Raw genomic sequence first — 18,119 nt, forward strand, 5'->3', positions numbered from 1 at the left:
ACGGCCAGGCCACCGGACCGCACTCGGTGAGCACCCTGCTCACCGAGGTCGACCACGTCCTCCGGCGGGGATTCGCCCCTGGCGCCAAGGTCCACCCAACGGGTTTCGCCTCGCTCGACGCCACGCTGACTGGCGGCTTCCGGTCCGGTGAGCTGATCCTCGTCGGTGGTCCCGCCGGCAACGGCAAGACGACCATGGGCTTCCAGTTCGCCCGCAACGCCGTCGCTGCGGGTGGTTCGGCCCTCGTGTTGTCCTACGAGCACGACGCGCACACGCTGCTCGAGCGGCTCATCTCCATGGAGGCGATGGAGTCGCTCGAAGGTGCCGGAGCGGAGGACGACTTCGGCATCAGCAACGCTGCCGACGTGCACAGCGTGCGACGGGCTCTGGAGAGGGGGTCCGGCGGGGCGCCGCTCGAATCGTTGCTCGGCGGCCTGCCGGGTGGCCTCGAGGCGCACGCCTCGCTCGCCCGGTATGGCGACCGCCTCCACATCCATGAGTCCTCCGGCGCAACCACGACCCTCGACGAGGTCCGCCGCATCGTGCGCGAGGTGACGGCCGCATCGGGTACCGCGCCGCTCGTCCTCGTCGACTACCTCCAGAAGGTTCCCGTCCCCGGGGCCGCCGAGGAGGAGCGCACGACGATTGTCGTCGAGGGGCTCAAGGACCTCGCCCTCGAGGTGGGCGCCCCGCTCATCGCGATCTCGGCGGCCGACAAGGAGGCGCTGGTGTCCGGCCACCGCATGCGCACCCATGACCTGCGCGGCACCTCCTCCCTCGCCTATGAGGCCGACGTGGTGCTGATCCTCAGCGACAAGCTCGACGTCGTGTCGCGTGACCACCTCGTCTACGACCTCGGCAACATGCAGCGGTTCCGCGACTGGACCGTGCTCACCGTGGAGAAGAACCGGCACGGCCGGGGTCACGTCGAGCTCGAGTTCGCCAAGGACTTCGAGCACGGGCGCTTCCACACGCGCGGCAACGAGGTCAAGGAACGGCTCATCGACGAGCGGGTCTTCACGACCTGACGGGCAGGCCTCCGTCACTGCCGGCGCACCAGCGCCCGCAGGCTGACCACGACGCCCAGCAGGCACCAGAGAGTCAGCACGAGGAGATCGCCTCCGCTGGCCCTGAACGTGTCCGAGCCGAGCCCGGCTCGGAGCAGGTCGGCACCGGCGCGCACGGGGAGCACGTCGTGAACCGATTGGAACCACGCCGGGAGCTGACTGGCTGGGAACGTGATCGGGGAGAAGAGCAGCACGAAGAAGACCAACACCTGGGCCACCAGCTGGGCCAGCATCGGCGGCATGCTCACCGCGATGGCGTAACCGACCGATGTCGCCATGATCGTGACCAGCAGGCTTGCGGTCACGAGGAGCGGCCAGTCGATGGAAAAGGTGAGGTCGTAGCGCAGACGTGCGACCACGACGCCGACGGCCACGCTCGGCGCCGCAACCATCAGCCACACCGTGACGTCGGCCGCCAGCAGCAGCGGACGAGCGAGCGGAAGGGAGCGCATGTAGTTGAACGTGCCATCGGTGCGAGCTCGTGCCACGCCCTGGGGGACGAGCACCAGCCCGATCGTCAGGAGCAGCACGGTGGGCGCCCCCGTGGATAGAAACATTGCCGTCGCGCGGTCGATGTCCGGGACGAGGAACCCGAAGCCGACGATGATCCCGCCGGCCAGTAGGGCCTGGACCACGACGACGAAGGGCAGGAAGCTGCCGATCTGGGCGATATGCCAGCGCAGCAGGGTGCCGTAGGTCGACCACGTGCTCACCTGCACGGGGGCGAGGCGGGCCACGGGCTCGAGCCGAGCACTGACCGAATCCGGCGCGGAAGACCTCGAGACCACTGACTCAGACATGGGCGGCCACCTTTCGGGTCGCGGCGGGCTCGGACACCTCGTCTGTCTCGATGGAGGTGAGTGACAGGTAGGCGTCCTCGAGCGTGGCTGGAGTCAGGGTGTAGCCGTCGATGCGGTCCGCCGCGCGCAGGGTGGTCGCCCAGGCAACGGCAGACGTCGCCTCGTGCGCCGGCACTGTCAACAGGACACGCCTCCCTGCCCGCACCCGCCGCACCGTGGTGACCGGGAGCTCCTGTTCATCAGAGGCAGGGTTGGCACCCTCCGGCGGCAGCTGCAGCTCGAGCCGGAGTGCCGAGTCCTGCGTACCGCGCAACCTGGCAGGCGAGCCGGAGGCGACCACCCGACCGCGGTCGAGAACGATGAGTTCGTCGACGATGCGCTCCGCCTCCGCGACGTTGTGCGTCACGAGCAGAACGCCGGCGCCCTCGTCCGCGCGGCGGCGCACGGCCGCCCACAGAAGTCGCCGGCGCGAGGCGTCGACGTCGTTGGTCGGTTCGTCGAGCACCAAGAGGGGAGTGGGGGCGGCGACCGCCATGGCGAAGGCGGTGAGCCGCCTGATCCCGCCGGACAGGCCGCCCCCCTCGCGCAGCGCGCGCTGGTCGAGCCACGGTGTGATGTCGAGCTCCGCGGCCAGCGCCTCGGCAGCAGCGCGGGCCCGGAGGCGGGTGAGACCTCGGATCCGTCCGGCGATCTCGATGGCGGTGCGGGGAGTCAGGCCGTCAAGGGGGGCTTGGGCCTGGGGCTGCAGGGCCGCGTGGCGACGGGCGGCGGCAGGGTGGCTGACCGCGTCGACGCCACTGACCCGGATGCTGCCGGAGTCGGGTCGCAGCAGGCCGACGACCTGGGAGATCAGGGTTGTCTTGCCCGCCCCGTTGTGCCCGAGCAGACCCACGACTTCGCCGGGACCGACCTTGAGGGACACGTCGTTGTTGGCCACCACGGAGCCGAAGCGGCGCGTGAGGCCCTCGACGTACAGCACACTTTCCTCATTCACTGGTTCTCCCAAATTCTCACGGTATGTAAATACCAACAGTATGTAGATACTGTGAGTACGTCAATGGGCCATCGCCATATGCTTGCGTCATGGTCCGTCTGCCTGAACCCCTCTCGCGCCGGGACCGGCAGCGCCAGACCCGGGAGGCACTGATCTTCGCCGCGCGGGCGGTCTTCGCCCGCGAGGGCTATCACGGCGCGAACCTCGACCTCATCGCCCGCGAGGCCGGGTTTTCCAAGGGCGCGGTCTACTCCAACTTCGCGGGCAAGGCCGCGCTCTTCCTCGCGGTGATGGACGCGAACGTGGCGACCGCGATGCCCGAGGGCTGGACCGTGTTCGACCAGAGCGCGCCGACCGAAGGCGACACCGCGTTGTCGCACGAGGCACGCGAGGCGATCAAGGGATTCGCGCTGGCGACCCTCGAGTTCATTGCCACGGCGGCCCGGGACGAGGAGCTGGCGGTCGAGCTGGGCCAGCGGATGCAGGCAGTGATCCGTGGTTACACCGCCGTCGCGGTGGAGTCCGGGACCGACGAGGACCCCGTTCCACCTGATGAACTTGGGGCGCTCCTGGCCGCATTGGACCAGGGCGCTGCGTTGCTGTCGCTGGGCGGTAGCACGGCGATCGACCAACGAGCGCTACGCACGGGAATGCAGCGTCTGCTGGTTCCGGCGAGTGCCGAGGAGAGTCGCGAAGCCGACGGAGACGGGGTGCCGGTGCTGCACGACCGGGCGATGCAGGAGCGGATCGCTGCCACCGTGCGGGAGTGGCCGTCGTCCTAGCGCCAGCGCCAGGCCGAGTCCGCCGATCAGCGGTCGATGATCGTGACGCCCAGATCGTCGCGCTCGTCCGCGACCTGCTCGAGGATGTCGACGGCGAGGGCAAAGATCTCGGGCGCGGTCTCCCGCAGCTCGTGCGCATGGTCCCAGACGAGCTCGATCCGACGTGCGTCATCGTTGGACAGCTCGCGGAGGGCGTCGACGAGGGCATCCCAGTTGTGCCCGAACCAGCCGGGGAGGTCCAGGGCCTCCGCGAACCCGGACAGCACCGTGCGCTTGTCCGTGCCGGCCCGCACGACACGCACGTCCGCGCCCTGCGCAACGAGCGTGATGATGTGGTCGTCGACCTCGTCGTGCCGTCCCAGGAACGTCGTCATCTGCCCTCCCGGATCCGGCTGAACGAGTCGTAGTGGTCCGCCGTCCAGTACTTCTCCCCACCGGCTCCCGTGATGATCCGGCGGGGGCCGCGGTCGTCGGAGCCAGGTGTCTCCACCGTGAACTCCCTGTAGTAGCCGCGGCCCTCGCGCGGCAGGAGGCCTTCGCGGTTGAAGAAGGTCTGGTTGTCGTTGCGCGGGTAGGGGAAGGGCCCGCCGGCCTCGATGAGCGCGAGCGTGTCACGCGCTTCGGGCGGGAGGGCGGACTCGGCCACCCACGGCAGCCCCGACACCGGATCCGTTGCGCTGTCGTCGGGTTCATTCGTTGCCGTATGCCGCTGAGCTCCGTCCCCACCTGAGGTGGCAGTGACGCTCCGGCTGGGTACCTGGGCGCTGTCTCGCTCCGCTGTGCCTGCGCCCGGTGCTCTGACGAGGAGCCAGACGACGAGCGTGGCAGCTGCGATCAGCGCGAGCATCAGCAGCGTTCTCTGCGTCGTCCTTCGCACGGCCTCATCCTGCCTGCCGCGCCCTTCTCGAGCGAACCCATGACGGCGCCGATCCGGGTCGGCCAGACTCGGGGACGTGCGCAACCTGCTTCGAGGCCTCATGGGCGACCAGCTGCTTCGTCGTCCGGCGCCGGAGCAGCGGCAGCCGCTCGACGTCCACCATCGCGTGCTCATCAACCGCGACCGGAGCGCGGTATGGGACGAGCTGGTCACACCGTCCGCCCCGCTCCCCGGCGAGGACCTGGCCCTGGTGCCCATCCCGGAGGCGCCGCACGAGTCCCCAACCGCTCTCGCCGTGCTGTGGCGTCGACCCAACGGTCGGCTCCGCGCAGGTCTGGGACAGGTCGTAGTCGCGGAGCCACCAGGCCTCGTCGTCACCCGAGCGGTCGATGGCCCGGCGCCGATCACCCTGACAACGACGCTCGAGGCCGTCGACGAGGCGTGCATCGTCGATCAGCGGCTCAGCGGGATCATGCCGGGGCACGCCACCGAGCTCCGGTCGGCGTTTGCCCTCCTCTGGTTGCAGCGCGGGCTCATCGGCCTCAAGGAGCGGCTCGAGGGTGGGTCGTCCACCGGCCAGGCCGCGACCGCTATGGACTCCGGCACCGTGGGCGCCGAACCGTACTCGGCACGTCTCGGCGCCGAGATCGCCGCCATGGACGCGGAGGTTGGACAGGCCGCACTCGTCCCGATCGCCCACGACGAGGCCATCGAGCTGGCTGTCCCGCCTGACGTCCTCTGGGGCCTGCTCCTGGACCCCGGATGCGAGCCACTCATCAGACCGCACACCCTGAGCGTGACGAGGGTCGTCGTCCCCGGGTTTCCCCAGCCCGTCCACGTGGCGCTGCACGAGGGCGACGACGGCCGCCGGTCCGTCACCGTCTCCCAGGTGACGGAGCATGTCCCGCCGCGCATCGTCGAGCGCAGCCTGACCTCGGAGTTCGAGTCGGCTGTCATGACCCAGATCGAGCCGACCACCGGGGGCAGCCGGCTCACCGAGTCCCTCGTCGCCTTCCTGCCGGCCGGTGCGGGGTCGCTGTCCGGGGCAGGCCCTGCGGCAGCGCTCCTTCGAGCCCGCCTCGAGGCGATCCGGCGACTCGCCGAGGCCGGGATCCAGCCCCCGCGGGATCCCCGCACCGGCTTCCTGCCGCCTGGATTCGAGCCGCCACCGGAAACCCCAGCGCCTCCACCCCCAGTTCCCTCCCCAGTGCTCCTGCCTCCGCCCCACCTGCCGATCACCGTCCCGGAGCACCGCCCCCGCAGGAACGACAACGTCGACGAGGCGTTCCTCACCTGGGGCATGCTCTAGCCGGAGCTGCGAGCACTACCGTGGGAAGGTGCTTGAGACCGCTGCCGAGATCGCCACCTTCCAGAAGCTGCTCGACGCCTCGCACGCCCGGGCCACCGGGCACCTGCGTTCGATCATCAACGACGAGCGCTGCCTCACTGCGGAGGAACTCGTGCAGCTGCTCACCGGGATGAAGGTGCTGTCCGTGGCCACGGTGACCTCCCGGGGGGAGCCGCGCATCAGCGCGCTGGACGGGCACTTCCTGCACGGCACGTGGACCTTCAGCACGGACGGCAGCTCGGCCAAGGCGAGGCACATCGAGCGCCGGCCAGCCGTGAGCGTGGCACACATCGACGGTGAGGAGCTCGCGCTCTTCAGCCATGGCAAGGCCGAGCTGATGCGGCCGGGGCCCGAGCGGGACGAGGTCGAGGCGCACTGGACCGCGCACTACGGCAGCAACCCGTTCTCGTGGGGTGACGACATCCGGATGTATCGCCTCCGGATGACCTGGGCGGTCGCGTACGCCTTCCAGCGGGACGAGCTGCTGCGCGCGCGGGGCGTGCAGCCGACGCAGCATTGAGCCCCAACCACCCGTGCGATGGCGCGGAGGCCGGACGGCCGCATCAGTCAGCATGCGCGAGGATGAGCGTGTGACCGATGCGCTCGCTGCCCCGTCCTCACTGCGCCGGCCCCGCAGGGTCATCCTGCTCGGCTCGACCGGCTCCATCGGGACGCAGGCCCTCGACCTCGTCCGACGCAACCCCGACCGCTTCGAGCTGGTGGGCCTGTCCGCGGGCGGCAACCTCGAGCTCCTTGCCGAGCAGGCTGTCGCCCTTGAGGTCCCGGTCGTCGCCGCGGCGAACGCCACCGACAGCGAGCTGTCCGCGGCGATCCGACGGGCTGCCCACGGAACCCGACCGCGCACCCACGGCGCCATGGGCAGCGAAGCCAGCTCAGCGGCATACGACCCCGAGCTGTTGACCGGCCCCGACGCGAGCTCAGCGTTGGCCGCCCGCCCAGCCGACGTCGTCGTCAATGGCATCACCGGGGCCATCGGGCTCGAGCCCACTCTCGCGGCGCTGCGCGCAGGCACGACCTTGGCGCTGGCGAACAAGGAGTCGCTCATCATCGGCGGTCCGCTCGTCAAGGCGCTCGCACGACCGGGCCAGATCGTGCCCGTCGACTCCGAGCACAGCGCCATAGCCCAGTGCCTGCGCGGCGGGCGCGCCGAGGAGGTCCGGCGCCTCGTCGTCACCGCGAGCGGCGGGCCGTTCCGCGGGCGCAGCCGGGCCGAGCTCGCCGACGTCACGCCCGAGCAGGCGCTCGCCCACCCCAACTTCGCCATGGGCCGCGTCATCACGACCAACTCCGCGACCCTCGTCAACAAGGGACTCGAGGTGATCGAGGCGCACCTGCTCTTCGACATCCCGTTCGACCGGATCGACGTCGTCGTCCACCCGCAGCAGATGATCCACTCGATGGTCGAGTTCGTCGACGGCTCGACGATCGCGCAGGCCGGCCCTCCACGGATGCTCGTCCCCATCGCACTCGGGATGTCCTGGCCCGAGCGGATCCCGGATGCCGACGTGCCGTGCGACTGGACGAAGGCTCAGTCGTGGGAGTTCGAGCCGCTCGACGACGAGGCGTTCCCCGCCGTTGCGCTCGCTCGTCGGGTGGGGCAGGCGGGTGGCACGTGGCCGGCCGTCTACAACGCGGCGAACGAGGTGGCGGTCGACGCCTTCCACGAGGGTCGGCTGGGCTTCGTGGGGATTGTGGACACCGTTGCAGCAATCGTGGATTCGTATGCCGCTGAGCCCCTTTCGCAGATCACTGACCTGACGCTCGACGACGTCCTCACGGCCGACGCGTGGGCCAGGGAGGCCGCCGGGGCCCGGGTCGATGTATTCGGATCGATGTGATCGATCGAGTCTGGCATCGATGGATCACATCGATTCGAATACATCGAATCGTTGTCCACATCCGCTGCGACATCGATGGCCGTATCCACGGAGCCGCCGGCCGTGCTGGGCGGGAGGGTGCTGCCCGGTCAGGCTCCACGGCATGGACCGCATCTCATGCCACCGGGCCGTTGAAGGGCTCGCATCCGACCAGGACGGCGTTGTGTCACGCAGACAACTCAGGCAGCTCGGCATCGACCACGACGACATCAGGCGCGAGGTTGAGTCTGGGCGGTGGGTCGTGCGGGGCACCCAGACCGTCGCCCTACACCGAGGTGCGCTGAGTGTGCTCGCCCGCCGTTGGAGCGCGATCTGGGAGACCGGTGCAGCCATCGGCGTGCTCGACGGTGTCTCGTCCCTTCAGCACTCAGGGCTGACTGGTTACGAGGACGACGACGTGCACCTGTCCGTCGTGCACAACCACAACACACGGCTGTTGCCCGGTGTGCGCATTCACAAGGTCATCCGGCGGGTCGCCGGCGAAGTCATCGACGCGGGACTGCCACGGACCCGGTCAGAGATCGCGGCAGTCCGAGCTGCTCATTGGGCCAGGTCCGATCGTCAGGCTGCGCTCCTGCTGCTCATGCCGGTCCAACAGCGTCTCACCACCCCGGCTCGGCTCGCCGCCGCGCAAAGACTGGTCCGCGGACGCACCAGACGCTCGTTGATCCGAAGCGTCGTGAGGGACATCGCCTTCGGCGTGCAGAGCCTGGGCGAGCTCGACTTCGCGGCCCTCTGCAGAGCGCGCGGCCTGCCGGAGCCCAGTCGGCAGGTGGTGCGTCAGGGGCCGCGGGGTCGCATCTACCTTGACGTCCGCTGGGACGACCACGGTCTGGTCGTCGAGATCGACGGCGTGCATCACGGGATCGGTCTCAATCCGACCGAGGACAACCTGAGGCAGAACTCCGTGACGCTGGCGGGCGACCGCGTCCTGCGTATCGACGTCATTGGACTTCGTCTCGAAACGCGCCGCTTCATGGACCAGGTCGAGGCCGGCCTTCGCCTCGCGCCCGCAGCGTAAGAGCGCGTCGATGTGATCGATCGAGTCATGCACCGATCGATCACATCGAATCCGTGCTTAGGAGGGCTCGAGTGGATGTGACAATGGATGCGTGCTGTTCCTCGTAGGGGTCCTCGTCGTCGTCGTCGGTGTGGCGCTGTCCATTGCGCTGCACGAGATCGGCCACCTCGTGCCGGCCAAGAAGTTCGGCGTCAAGGTGACGCAGTACATGGTCGGTTTCGGCCCGACGATGTGGTCCCGCCGGCGCGGCGAGACGGAGTACGGCATCAAGGCCATCCCGCTCGGCGGCTACGTGCGGATGGTGGGCATGCTGCCGCCCCGCAAGGGCGATGCGGAAGGCCAGCTGCGGACCGTCTCCACCGGCCGGTTCAGCCAGATGGTCGACCAGGCCCGCGCCGACTCGATGGAAGAAGTGCGGCCGGAGGACCGCGACCGCGTCTTCTACAAGCTGAGCCCCGGCAAAAAGATCATCGTGATGCTCGGCGGGCCGTTGATGAACCTGCTCATCGCGTTCGTGCTCATTACCGGGGTCATCACGCTCTACGGGCTGCCGCAGGTGGCGCCGAAGGTCGGACTGATCTCGGAATGCGTGCCGACGGCGACCCCGACGGTGGAGTCGCCGCACCCGGCCTGTGCTGCTGGAGATCCGGCCTCGCCCGCCAAGGCCGCGGGGTTCCAGCAGAACGACCGGATCCTCGCAGTCAACGGTCAGCCGATCACCACCTGGGATGAGGTCTCGGCTGCGATTCGGGACAACGGTGGCAAGCAGATGACCTTCCTCGTCCAGCGGGGCGGGGACGAAGTCGCCGTTCCGGTCGTGCCGGCGAAGCTCGAGCGGGCCACCTACGACCAGCAGGGCGAGCCGATCACCAAGGACGGCGAACTCGTCCTCCGGTCGATGGGGTTCATGGGCATCACACCCGGGTCCGAGCTCGTCACGAAGCCGCTGACCGAAGCGCCAGGTTTCGTCTGGGACCGGACCCTCGACACGGCCTCCATCATCTGGCGCATCCCCGAGAAGATGGTCGGGGTTGCCCAGGCCGCCTTCGGCTCGGGTGCGCGCGACCCGAACGGCCCGATCTCGGTCGTCGGCGTCGGCCGTATCGGCGGCGAGGTCGCGGCCCTGGAGGTCCCAGCCGACCAAGGTGGCAATTGGCTCAAGATCGCCCAGCTCGTCCTGCTCATCGCCTCGCTCAACCTGGCCCTGTTCGTGTTCAACCTCATCCCGCTGCTCCCCCTCGACGGCGGACACGTGGCGGGCGCGATCTGGGAGTCGATCAAGAAGGGCTGGGCGAAGCTGACCCATCGCCCCGATCCCGGCTATGTCGACGTCGCCAAGGGCCTGCCGATCGCCTACGGAATGTCGCTCGTCCTGATCACGATGTCGGTCCTGCTCATCTACGCCGACATCGTCAAGCCCATCAGCATCTTCGGCTGACGCACCACAAGTTCGCCGGGGCGGAGTTGGTGTGCCCGGAGGCACGTTCAGAGTCGAGAGGGCGCTGCGCCGTCAGGGCTGCAGCACGACCTTGATGCAGCCGTCATCCTTCGCCTGGAACATCTCGTAGCCGCGCGGGCCCTCCACCAAGGGCAGCAGGTGAGTTGCGAGGTGTTCGGTGCCGAGCGGGTCGGACGGGTCGAGGACGAGCGGCAGGAGCTCATCGATCCACCGCTTGACGTGGCACTGGCCCATCCGCATGGTGATGCCGCGGTCGAACATCTCCATCATCGGCATGGGGTCGATCTCACCACCGTAGACGCCGACGACCGAGACCGTCCCGCCCCGCCGCACCGCCTTGAGGCACGTGTGCAGGGCGTCGAGCCGGTCCACCGCCATCCTGTCGATCAGCGGCTTGGCCAACGTGTCCGGCAGAAGGCCCACGGCGGTCTGCGCAGCCTTGGCCGCGGGAGAGCCGTGTGCCTCCATGCCAACCGCCTCGACGACACTGTCCGGCCCACGGCCGCCCGTCAGCCCGATGAGCGCCTCGGCGACGTCGTCGACCCGGCTCACGTCGAGAACCTCCGCGCCGAACTCGGCGGCCAGGGCCAGTCGCTCCGTCACGAGGTCGACGCCGATGACGCGCTCGGCGCCGAGATGCCGTCCGATCCGCGCGGCGAGCTGTCCCACAGGGCCGAGGCCGACGACGGCCAGCGTGCCGCCCTCCGGGACGTCGGCGAACTTCACGGCCTGCCAGGCGGTCGGCAGGATGTCCGACAGGTAGACGAAACGCTGGTCCGACGGGCCCTCCGGCACCGGGATCGGGCCAAACTGCGCCTGCGGCACGCGGAGGTACTCCGCCTGACCCCCGGGCACGCCACCGTAGAGGCTCGTGTACCCGAAGAGCGCGGCCCCCTTGCCCTGCTCACGTTGCTGGGTCGTCTCACATTGTGCGTGCAGATTCCGCTCACACATCCAGCAGTGACCGCACGAGATGTTGAAGGGGATGACCACCCGGTCACCTGGCTTGATGTGGGTCACCTCCGCGCCGACCTCCTCGACGATTCCCATTGGCTCGTGGCCGAGGATGTCCCCGGGCGTGAGGTAGGCACCCAGCACCTCGTACAGGTGCAGGTCGGAGCCGCAGATCGCGGTCGAGGTCACCTTGATGATCGCGTCGGTCGGCTCCTGGATCGTAGGATCCGGGACCTCATCCACCCGCACGTCGCGCTTCCCGTGCCAGACCAGAGCCTTCACCAGCGTCCTCCTCGCCTCGTCGCGCGGTGGTCGCCGACGACGTCGTCCGTGCGAGGACAGTGCCCGCTGACGTCCCCGGCCAAACCTGATGACCGAGGACACCCGGAGTCCGGGTGATAATGGCGATCATGAGTGTCTCCCTCGGCATGCCGTCGGCCCCGACCCCCGTGCTCGCGCCTCGGCGCAAGACTCGCCAGATTCGGGTCGGCAAGGTGGGCGTCGGCAGCGACTTCCCCATCTCGGTGCAGTCCATGACGACGACACCGACGACGGACGTCAACGCCACGCTCCAGCAGATCGCTGAGCTGACCGCCACTGGCTGCGACATCGTCCGCGTCGCCTGCCCCAGCCAGGACGACGCCGAGGCCCTGCCGGCCATCGCACGGAAGTCACAGATCCCGGTCATCGCCGACATCCACTTCCAGCCCAAGTATGTCTACGCGGCCATCGACGCCGGGTGCGCCGCCGTACGTGTCAACCCGGGCAACATCCGCCAGTTCGACGACCAGGTCGGGGAGATCGCCCGCCGCGCCAAGGAGGCGGGCGTCTCGATCCGCATCGGCGTCAACGCCGGCTCCCTCGACAGGCGGCTGCTCGAGAAGTACGGCAAGGCCACCCCCGAGGCCCTGGTCGAGTCCGCCGTGTGGGAGGCGAGCCTCTTCGAGGAGCACGACTTCCACGACTTCAAGATCTCGGTCAAGCACAACGACCCCGTCACGATGGTCCGCGCGTACGAGCTGCTCGCGGAGCGTGGCGACTGGCCGCTGCACCTCGGCGTCACCGAGGCCGGGCCCGCCTTCCAGGGCACGATCAAGTCCGCCACGGCCTTCGGCGCCCTGCTCTCCAAGGGCATCGGCGACACGATCCGGGTCTCGCTCTCGGCCCCGCCGGTCGAGGAGGTCAAGGTCGGCAACCAGATCCTCATGTCGCTCGGCCTCAGGCCGCGCAAGCTCGAGATCGTCTCCTGCCCGTCGTGTGGTCGTGCACAGGTCGACGTGTACACGCTCGCCGACCAGGTGACCGCCGGTCTCGAGGGCCTCACCGTCCCACTGCGCGTCGCCGTCATGGGCTGCGTCGTCAACGGCCCCGGTGAGGCTCGTGAGGCCGACCTCGGCGTCGCCTCCGGTAACGGCAAGGGCCAGATCTTCGTCAAGGGCCAAGTCATCAAGACCGTCCCCGAGAGCCAGATCGTCGAGACACTCATCGAGGAGGCCATGCGCATCGCCGAGGAGATGGGGGAGCCGGTGGACGCCGAGTCCGCGGGCGCCCCGACCATCACCGTCGGCTGAGTCGTGCGCGACGGCTTCCTCTCCACCGAGAGGTATGCCGCTGTGCTCGCTCTCGCTGCACGCATCGTCGCGTTCCTCCCGCAGGAGCGCATCGCGGTTGCTGTGGATGGGGTCGACGGTGCGGGCAAGACCATGCTGGCCGACGAGCTCGCCGCTACGGTAGGACCTCGCCGTCACGTGATGCGGGTCTCGATCGACGGGTTCCATCACCCGAGCCCGGTCCGCTACCGCCACGGTCGCGGGCCGGAGCAGTACTACCGCGACTCCTATGACTACGCGCTGTTCCGGGCTGCGGTCCTCGAGCCGTTCCGCCGCGGGCAGCCCGTCACGCCTGCCGTCAACGATGTCGAGCAAGACCGGCGCGTTGACGTGCCGGCGGTGCCCGTAAAGGCGGACACCGTGCTGCTCGTGGACGGGGTCTTCCTCCAGCGCCCGGAGCTGGAATCCGCGTGGGACGCTGCTCTCTTCGTGGATGTGCCGTTCACGGTCTCCGTGCCACGAGGTAACGCGCGATTCCCCGGCCTCCATGACCCCGATCCCGAGGCCGAGTCGAACGCGCGGTACGTCCGAGGCCAACGGATCTACCTCGCCGAGGTTCGACCGCGGGCGCGGGCGACGTGGGTGATCGACAACACCGACCTCCGGCGTCCCCGCGTCCACCTCCCCAGCTGACCCGTGCCGAGTTGGCTGAGGTCAGACTCGGACCTCCCAGGCCGGCTGCTGGGCGTCGTCGTTGTGCACGACGATGTGGGCGTGATCGGTCGGGCGGACCGTGTCGAAATAGAACTGTTGCGAGGGGATGTAGCGCTCACGCCAGCGGCGGGCGACCTCGGCGGCGGACGACACTCCCTGCTCCCGGATGAGGGCGCGGTCCACGGTCGTCTCGAATGCGGTCGACACGAAGATCCGCAGTTCCCATCGGTCAATCAGCTCCGGGCGCTGGAGGAAGACGCCGTCGAAGACCAGCACGGCATCGGCAGCGGCTGTCGTGACCGGTGGCGACAGGACGCTGTCGGAAGTGCGGTCGTAGACCGCGTCCTGGAAGCGTCGGTCTCCACCCGGGCCGAGCGGATCGAGCAGGACCCCCTTCAGTGCCTCGTAGTCGTGGTTGTCGAGGTAGCAACCCATGGGCGAGTACTTACCTTGCCGGTAGCGCTTCGCCTCGGGAAAGAGGAACCCCTCGATCGTCGCGCGGACGACGTCGCGGCCCTGCGCGCGCAGGACGACGGCCAGCTCGTCGGCGAGGGTGGTCTTGCCGGCGGCGGGCGGTCCGTCGATCGCTACCCGCGTCGGGTGCCCGACCTCGACGGACCCGATCGCCCCGGCCAGGCAACTGAGCAGCTGGGCGCGGGTGCCCGTGTCCATGTCGTGCCGCCGTCCTCGCCGAGGAAACGTATGTCGAGATGACCCTAGCTGTACTGACCATGGAGGTCGGTGACAGGCGCGCCTGCTGGCTCGGCGAGGTGGAAGGGCGATCTGCGCCAGGGCGGTGAGTTCCGCGCACGCTACTTCGCCAGCGTCTGGGAGGGCACCGGCCGCGTCCAAGTGTGCGAGCCGCCGCACCGGTTGCTCATCCTGACTTCGTCCACAGACGGACCGGACGGCGTCATCGAGGCGACGCTCACCGCCGACGGCGACCAACCATCCTGGTCATCGAGGTCGGTGGGAAGAACTCCATCCCGCCTACCAACAGCTCGCCGGCGATATCATGTAGCACCTCGTCTGGAGGTTGAGCCATGGACACCCACGACCGGTACGCCAGCGTCCGCTACCTCGTCACGGACGTGCAGGCGGCCATCGACTTCTACACCGGTCACCTCGGCTTCACGCTCGACAGCAGCGCCGGGCCCGCCTTCGCCGACGTGCGTCGCGGGCCGCTGCGACTGCTCCTGTCGGGTCCGGCCAGCTCCGGCGCCCGAGCCACGCCGGAGGAGGCCAACGTTCCCGGACGCAACCGCATCCACCTGGTGCTCGACGACCTGGACGCCGAGATCGACCGGCTCCGCGCCGCGGGCCTTGCGTTCCGCAGTGAAGTGGTCGCCGGACCCGGTGGCCGTCAGATCCTGCTCGCGGACCCGGATGGCAACCTCGTAGAGCTCTTCCAGCCCGCCTCCCGCGGCTGAGTCACCCGCGCGGCAGCCCCAGCCGTTCACTCTCGCTCCCTAGACTCGTTCCACGTGTCCATGGCTGGATGCCAGGTGTGGAGGAGGTCGGCTTGTCCGATCCGTTGCTGGCGGCCGCTCGGGCGGCGCCCCCGAGGACGCTCCTCGACGTCCTTGACGCGACGATCGCTGCCCACCCGGACGCCCCGGCCATCGATGACACCAGCCGCGTCCTGACCTATGCGGAGCTGGGCGAGCACGTCGACCGGATGGCCCGCGAGCTCGCGGCCGAGGGGGTTCGACGCGGGGACGCAGTGGGCGTCCGGGCACCGTCGGGCACCCATGACCTGTACGTGGGCATCCTCGGCATCATGCGCGTCGGGGCGTCCTACGTGCCCGTCGATGCGGACGATCCGCAGGAGCGCGCCGACCTCGTCTTCGGGGAGGCTCGGGTCACGGCGGTCGTCGGCCCCGGCCGAGCGATCAGCACCATTACCCGTGATCCCGACGCCGGGGCGGTCAGCGACTTGCCGGACGTGACCCCGGACGACGACGCCTGGGTGATCTTCACGTCCGGGTCGACGGGCGTGCCCAAGGGCGTTGCCGTCACCCACCGGTCGGCCGCCGCCTTTGTCGATGCCGAGGCGCGGATGTTCCTCCACGGCGAGCCGATCGGCCCGGGCGACCGTGTCCTCGCCGGCCTGTCGGTCGCCTTCGACGCGTCGTGCGAGGAGATGTGGCTCGCGTGGCGCCACGGCGCCTGCCTCGTGCCGGCACCCCGCGCGCTCGTCCGGACCGGGATCGACCTCGGGCCCTGGCTCATCGCTCAGGGCATCACCATCGTCTCGACCGTGCCGACCCTCGCGGCCCTCTGGCCCCCCGAGGCGCTCGAGCAGGTGCGGCTGCTCATCTTCGGCGGGGAGGCCTGCCCACCCGAGCTCGCCGAGCGGCTGGCGACCCCGGAGCGTGAGGTCTGGAACACCTACGGCCCGACCGAGGCCACCGTCGTCGCGTGCGGCGCGGTGCTCGACGGGCGCAGCACCGTGCGCATCGGCCTGCCGCTCGACGGCTGGGACCTCGTCGTCGTCGACTCGGACGAACAGCCCGTCCGACCGGGGGAGGTGGGCCAGCTCATCATCGGAGGAGTGGGTCTGGCGCGCTACCTCGACCCGGTCAAGGACGCCGAGAAGTTCGCTCCCATGTCCAGCCTCGGCTGGGATCGCGCCTACCGGTCCGGCGACCTCGTGGTCAACGACCCCGAGGGACTCATCTTCGTTGGCCGCGCGGACGAGCAGGTGAAGCTCGGTGGCCGTCGGATCGAGCTGGGTGAGGTCGACGCAGCCCTCCAAGGTCTGCACGCGGTCACGGGAGCGGCCGCCGCTGTCAAGACGACCGCGGCGGGCACCCAGGTCCTCGTCGGCTACGTCGTGCCCGCGGACCCCGACGACTTCGACCACGAGTCCGCACTGACCCGCCTGCGCCAAGAGCTGCCGGCGGCACTCGTGCCGCTGCTCGCGACCGTCGACACGCTCCCGACTCGCACGTCGGGGAAGGTCGACCGCAACGCACTGCCGTGGCCACTGCCCGGCTCCGCCGGCGCGGACGAGGCGGACGCCGGGAGCGAGCTCAGCGGCATACCGGCATGGTTGTCGCATCACTGGACCGACACCCTTGGCGCACCAGTCCGCTCGCTCGACGCGGACTTCTTCGCGCTCGGAGGCGGGAGCCTGTCTGCCGCCCAGCTGGTCTCGCGGCTGCGCGAGCAGTACCCGACGGTCACGGTGGCTGACCTCTACGATCACCCCCGTCTCGGCGCCCAGGCCGACTTCCTCGAGTCGATCTCGCCCGGCCTCTCCGAGGCGACCGTGCGGGAGGTCCGTCGGATCCCACGCTCGACCCAGCTCGTCCAGACCGTCATCTCGCTGGGCCTGCTCACGGTCAAGGCGCTCCAGTGGCTCGTCGCCCTGGTCGCTGCAACCGAGCTGCTCCGGGCGCTCGGCCTGGCCCCGTGGGCGCGCCCCGTGTCGTGGTGGCTCGTGGGCCTCGGTGCGCTCGCGTTCATCACCCCGCTCGGGCGGATGGCGCTCAGCGCCGCGGGGGCCCGCATCATCCTTGCCGGGGTCAAGCCCGGCACCTACGCACGTGGGGGCAACGTCCAGCTGCGGTTGTGGGCAGCCGAGCGGTTCACCGAGGTCATGGGTGCGGTCAGCCTGGCGGGGGCGCCGTGGATCATCCACTACGCCCGGGCTCTCGGCGCCCAGGTCGGCCGCGGGGTCGACCTGCACACCGTCCCTCCTGTCACCGGCATGCTGACGATCGGCGATGGGGCGAGCGTCGAGCCCGAGGTCGACCTCTCGGGCTACTGGATGGACGGTGACGTCATCCACGTCGGCCGCATCCACATCGGCGCCGGCGCCCGGATCGGTGGTCGGAGCACCATCGGACCCGAAGTGCGGATCGGGCGTGACGTCGTCGTCCAGGCGGCGTCGACGGTGCTCACCGACGTACGCAGGGGCGCGACCGTGGCGGGGTCGCCGGCCGTCCGTGTCCGTTCCGAGGACTCCCACTGGCCGGCCGAGCGCCCGGCGCCGAAGCCCTACTGGGTCTCCCTCTACGGGGTCTCGTCCTTCCTCGTCTCGCTCATCCCGCTCGTCTCTCTCGTGCCCGGCCTGCTGCTCGTCGCCGGCTGGCTCCAGAACGAGACGTCCTTCCGGGAGGCAGCCGTGACGGCCTTCCTGTCGGTACCCGTCGTCACCGTCCTCGGGATGCTGACCCTTGGCGCGCTCACGGTTGTCACCGTCCGATTCCTCGGCACCGGCCTCACCGAGGGACACCATCCGGTGCGCGGCCGTGTCGGCTGGCAGGTGTGGATGACCGAGCGGATCCTCGACCAGGCGCGGACCATCCTCTTCCCGATCTACGCGAGTCTCTTCACACCGGTGTGGCTCCGCCTGCTCGGTGCGCGGGTCGGCAAGGGGGTCGAGGCCTCCACCGTCCTGCTGGTCCCGCGGATGACCACGATCGGTGACGGGGCCTTTCTCGCCGATGACACGATGATCGCGAGCTACGAGCTCGGCCGGGGCTGGATGCGCATCGCGCCGGCGAAGGTGGGCAAGCGTGCCTTCCTCGGCAACTCGGGCATGACCGCGCCCGGCCGCCGAGTGCCGAAGCACGGACTCGTGGCCGTCCTCTCGGCGGCGCCGGAAAAAGCGAAGGCGGGGTCGAGCTGGCTCGGCAGCCCGCCGG

17 protein-coding genes are annotated in these 18,119 nt (G+C 69.6%); 11 read left to right on the forward strand and 6 right to left on the reverse strand.

Annotated features, from left to right (window positions below; all coding sequences use genetic code 11):
- The first annotated feature begins 26 nt into the window (after positions 1-26).
- Positions 27-1,028, forward strand: coding sequence for a DnaB-like helicase C-terminal domain-containing protein (locus VIR15_RS00915; protein ID WP_331925603.1), 1,002 nt, complete (start codon positions 27-29; stop codon positions 1,026-1,028).
- Between the two features lie 14 nt (positions 1,029-1,042).
- Here the strand turns inward: VIR15_RS00915 and VIR15_RS00920 are convergent, their stop codons facing one another.
- Complete coding sequence (locus VIR15_RS00920) at positions 1,043-1,867, reverse strand: ABC transporter permease (RefSeq protein ID WP_331925587.1); 825 nt, start codon at positions 1,865-1,867, stop codon at positions 1,043-1,045.
- Positions 1,860-2,861 carry an ABC transporter ATP-binding protein gene (locus VIR15_RS00925; protein ID WP_331925588.1) on the reverse strand — a complete coding sequence of 334 codons (1,002 nt, stop codon included), beginning with the start codon at positions 2,859-2,861 and terminating at the stop codon, positions 1,860-1,862. The genes VIR15_RS00920 and VIR15_RS00925 overlap by 8 nt, the downstream gene beginning before the upstream one ends.
- Positions 2,862-2,950: 89 nt before the next feature.
- Here VIR15_RS00925 and VIR15_RS00930 point away from each other — a divergent pair, with 89 nt between their 5' ends.
- A complete protein-coding gene (locus VIR15_RS00930; protein WP_331925589.1) occupies positions 2,951-3,643 on the forward strand; it encodes a TetR/AcrR family transcriptional regulator in 693 nt (230 codons plus the stop codon).
- A gap of 26 nt (positions 3,644-3,669) precedes the next feature.
- Here the strand turns inward: VIR15_RS00930 and VIR15_RS00935 are convergent, their stop codons facing one another.
- Both VIR15_RS00935 and VIR15_RS00940 read right to left on the reverse strand, forming a co-directional pair.
- Positions 3,670-4,017 (reverse strand): barstar family protein, encoded by a 348-nt coding sequence (locus VIR15_RS00935; RefSeq protein ID WP_331925590.1) that lies wholly within the window; start codon positions 4,015-4,017, stop codon positions 3,670-3,672.
- Positions 4,014-4,520, reverse strand: a complete 507-nt coding sequence (locus VIR15_RS00940; RefSeq protein ID WP_331925591.1) for a guanyl-specific ribonuclease — start codon at positions 4,518-4,520, stop codon at positions 4,014-4,016. The genes VIR15_RS00935 and VIR15_RS00940 overlap by 4 nt, the downstream gene beginning before the upstream one ends.
- Positions 4,521-4,596: 76 nt before the next feature.
- On the opposite strand from VIR15_RS00940, the gene VIR15_RS00945 reads away from it, so the two are divergent.
- The 5 genes from VIR15_RS00945 (at position 4,597) to VIR15_RS00965 (ending at position 10,225) form a co-directional block, all read left to right on the forward strand.
- Positions 4,597-5,829, forward strand: a complete 1,233-nt coding sequence (locus VIR15_RS00945) for an SRPBCC family protein (protein ID WP_331925592.1) — start codon at positions 4,597-4,599, stop codon at positions 5,827-5,829.
- Between the two features lie 28 nt (positions 5,830-5,857).
- Positions 5,858-6,388 carry a pyridoxamine 5'-phosphate oxidase family protein gene (locus tag VIR15_RS00950; protein WP_331925593.1) on the forward strand — a complete coding sequence of 177 codons (531 nt, stop codon included), beginning with the start codon at positions 5,858-5,860 and terminating at the stop codon, positions 6,386-6,388.
- A gap of 52 nt (positions 6,389-6,440) precedes the next feature.
- Positions 6,441-7,727, forward strand: coding sequence for a 1-deoxy-D-xylulose-5-phosphate reductoisomerase (gene dxr / locus VIR15_RS00955; protein ID WP_414654880.1), 1,287 nt, complete (start codon positions 6,441-6,443; stop codon positions 7,725-7,727).
- Between the two features lie 142 nt (positions 7,728-7,869).
- A complete protein-coding gene (locus VIR15_RS00960; RefSeq protein ID WP_331925595.1) occupies positions 7,870-8,787 on the forward strand; it encodes a putative endonuclease domain-containing protein in 918 nt (305 codons plus the stop codon).
- Between the two features lie 91 nt (positions 8,788-8,878).
- Entirely contained in the window at positions 8,879-10,225 is a 1,347-nt protein-coding gene (locus tag VIR15_RS00965; protein WP_331925596.1) for a M50 family metallopeptidase, read from the forward strand.
- Positions 10,226-10,297: 72 nt separating this feature from the next.
- Here VIR15_RS00965 and VIR15_RS00970 read toward each other — a convergent pair whose 3' ends face one another.
- Entirely contained in the window at positions 10,298-11,482 is a 1,185-nt protein-coding gene (locus tag VIR15_RS00970; RefSeq protein WP_331925597.1) for a zinc-dependent alcohol dehydrogenase, read from the reverse strand.
- Between the two features lie 128 nt (positions 11,483-11,610).
- On the opposite strand from VIR15_RS00970, the gene ispG reads away from it, so the two are divergent.
- Positions 11,611-12,771, forward strand: a complete 1,161-nt coding sequence (gene ispG, locus VIR15_RS00975; protein WP_331925598.1) for a flavodoxin-dependent (E)-4-hydroxy-3-methylbut-2-enyl-diphosphate synthase — start codon at positions 11,611-11,613, stop codon at positions 12,769-12,771.
- 3 nt (positions 12,772-12,774) lie between these two features.
- The gene (locus VIR15_RS00980) at positions 12,775-13,443 is read left to right on the forward strand and encodes a nucleoside/nucleotide kinase family protein (protein WP_331925599.1); all 669 of its coding nucleotides are present in this window, start codon (positions 12,775-12,777) and stop codon (positions 13,441-13,443) included.
- 21 nt (positions 13,444-13,464) lie between these two features.
- On the opposite strand, the gene VIR15_RS00985 is transcribed toward VIR15_RS00980, so the two are convergent.
- Positions 13,465-14,136: a cytidylate kinase family protein gene (locus VIR15_RS00985; protein ID WP_331925600.1), complete on the reverse strand. Its 672-nt coding sequence runs from the start codon at positions 14,134-14,136 to the stop codon at positions 13,465-13,467.
- A 371-nt stretch (positions 14,137-14,507) separates the two neighbouring features.
- On the opposite strand from VIR15_RS00985, the gene VIR15_RS00990 reads away from it, so the two are divergent.
- Complete coding sequence (locus tag VIR15_RS00990) at positions 14,508-14,894, forward strand: VOC family protein (protein WP_331925601.1); 387 nt, start codon at positions 14,508-14,510, stop codon at positions 14,892-14,894.
- A 68-nt stretch (positions 14,895-14,962) separates the two neighbouring features.
- A partial coding sequence (locus VIR15_RS00995) for a non-ribosomal peptide synthetase (protein WP_414654881.1) occupies positions 14,963-18,119 on the forward strand: 3,157 nt, incomplete at its 3' end.

The organism is Intrasporangium sp., from assembly GCF_036566125.1.
Classification (GTDB): domain Bacteria; phylum Actinomycetota; class Actinomycetes; order Actinomycetales; family Dermatophilaceae; genus Intrasporangium.

Coding starts and splice junctions, on each gene's coding strand:
- VIR15_RS00920 (WP_331925587.1), bottom strand. CDS start 1,867: ATGTCTGAGTCAGTGGTCTCGAGGTCTTCCGCGCCGGATTCGGTCAGT.
- VIR15_RS00930 (WP_331925589.1), top strand. CDS start 2,951: ATGGTCCGTCTGCCTGAACCCCTCTCGCGCCGGGACCGGCAGCGCCAG.
- VIR15_RS00935 (WP_331925590.1), bottom strand. CDS start 4,017: ATGACGACGTTCCTGGGACGGCACGACGAGGTCGACGACCACATCATC.
- dxr (WP_414654880.1), top strand. CDS start 6,441: ATGCGCGAGGATGAGCGTGTGACCGATGCGCTCGCTGCCCCGTCCTCA.
- VIR15_RS00960 (WP_331925595.1), top strand. CDS start 7,870: ATGGACCGCATCTCATGCCACCGGGCCGTTGAAGGGCTCGCATCCGAC.
- ispG (WP_331925598.1), top strand. CDS start 11,611: ATGAGTGTCTCCCTCGGCATGCCGTCGGCCCCGACCCCCGTGCTCGCG.
- VIR15_RS00985 (WP_331925600.1), bottom strand. CDS start 14,136: ATGGACACGGGCACCCGCGCCCAGCTGCTCAGTTGCCTGGCCGGGGCG.
- VIR15_RS00990 (WP_331925601.1), top strand. CDS start 14,508: ATGGACACCCACGACCGGTACGCCAGCGTCCGCTACCTCGTCACGGAC.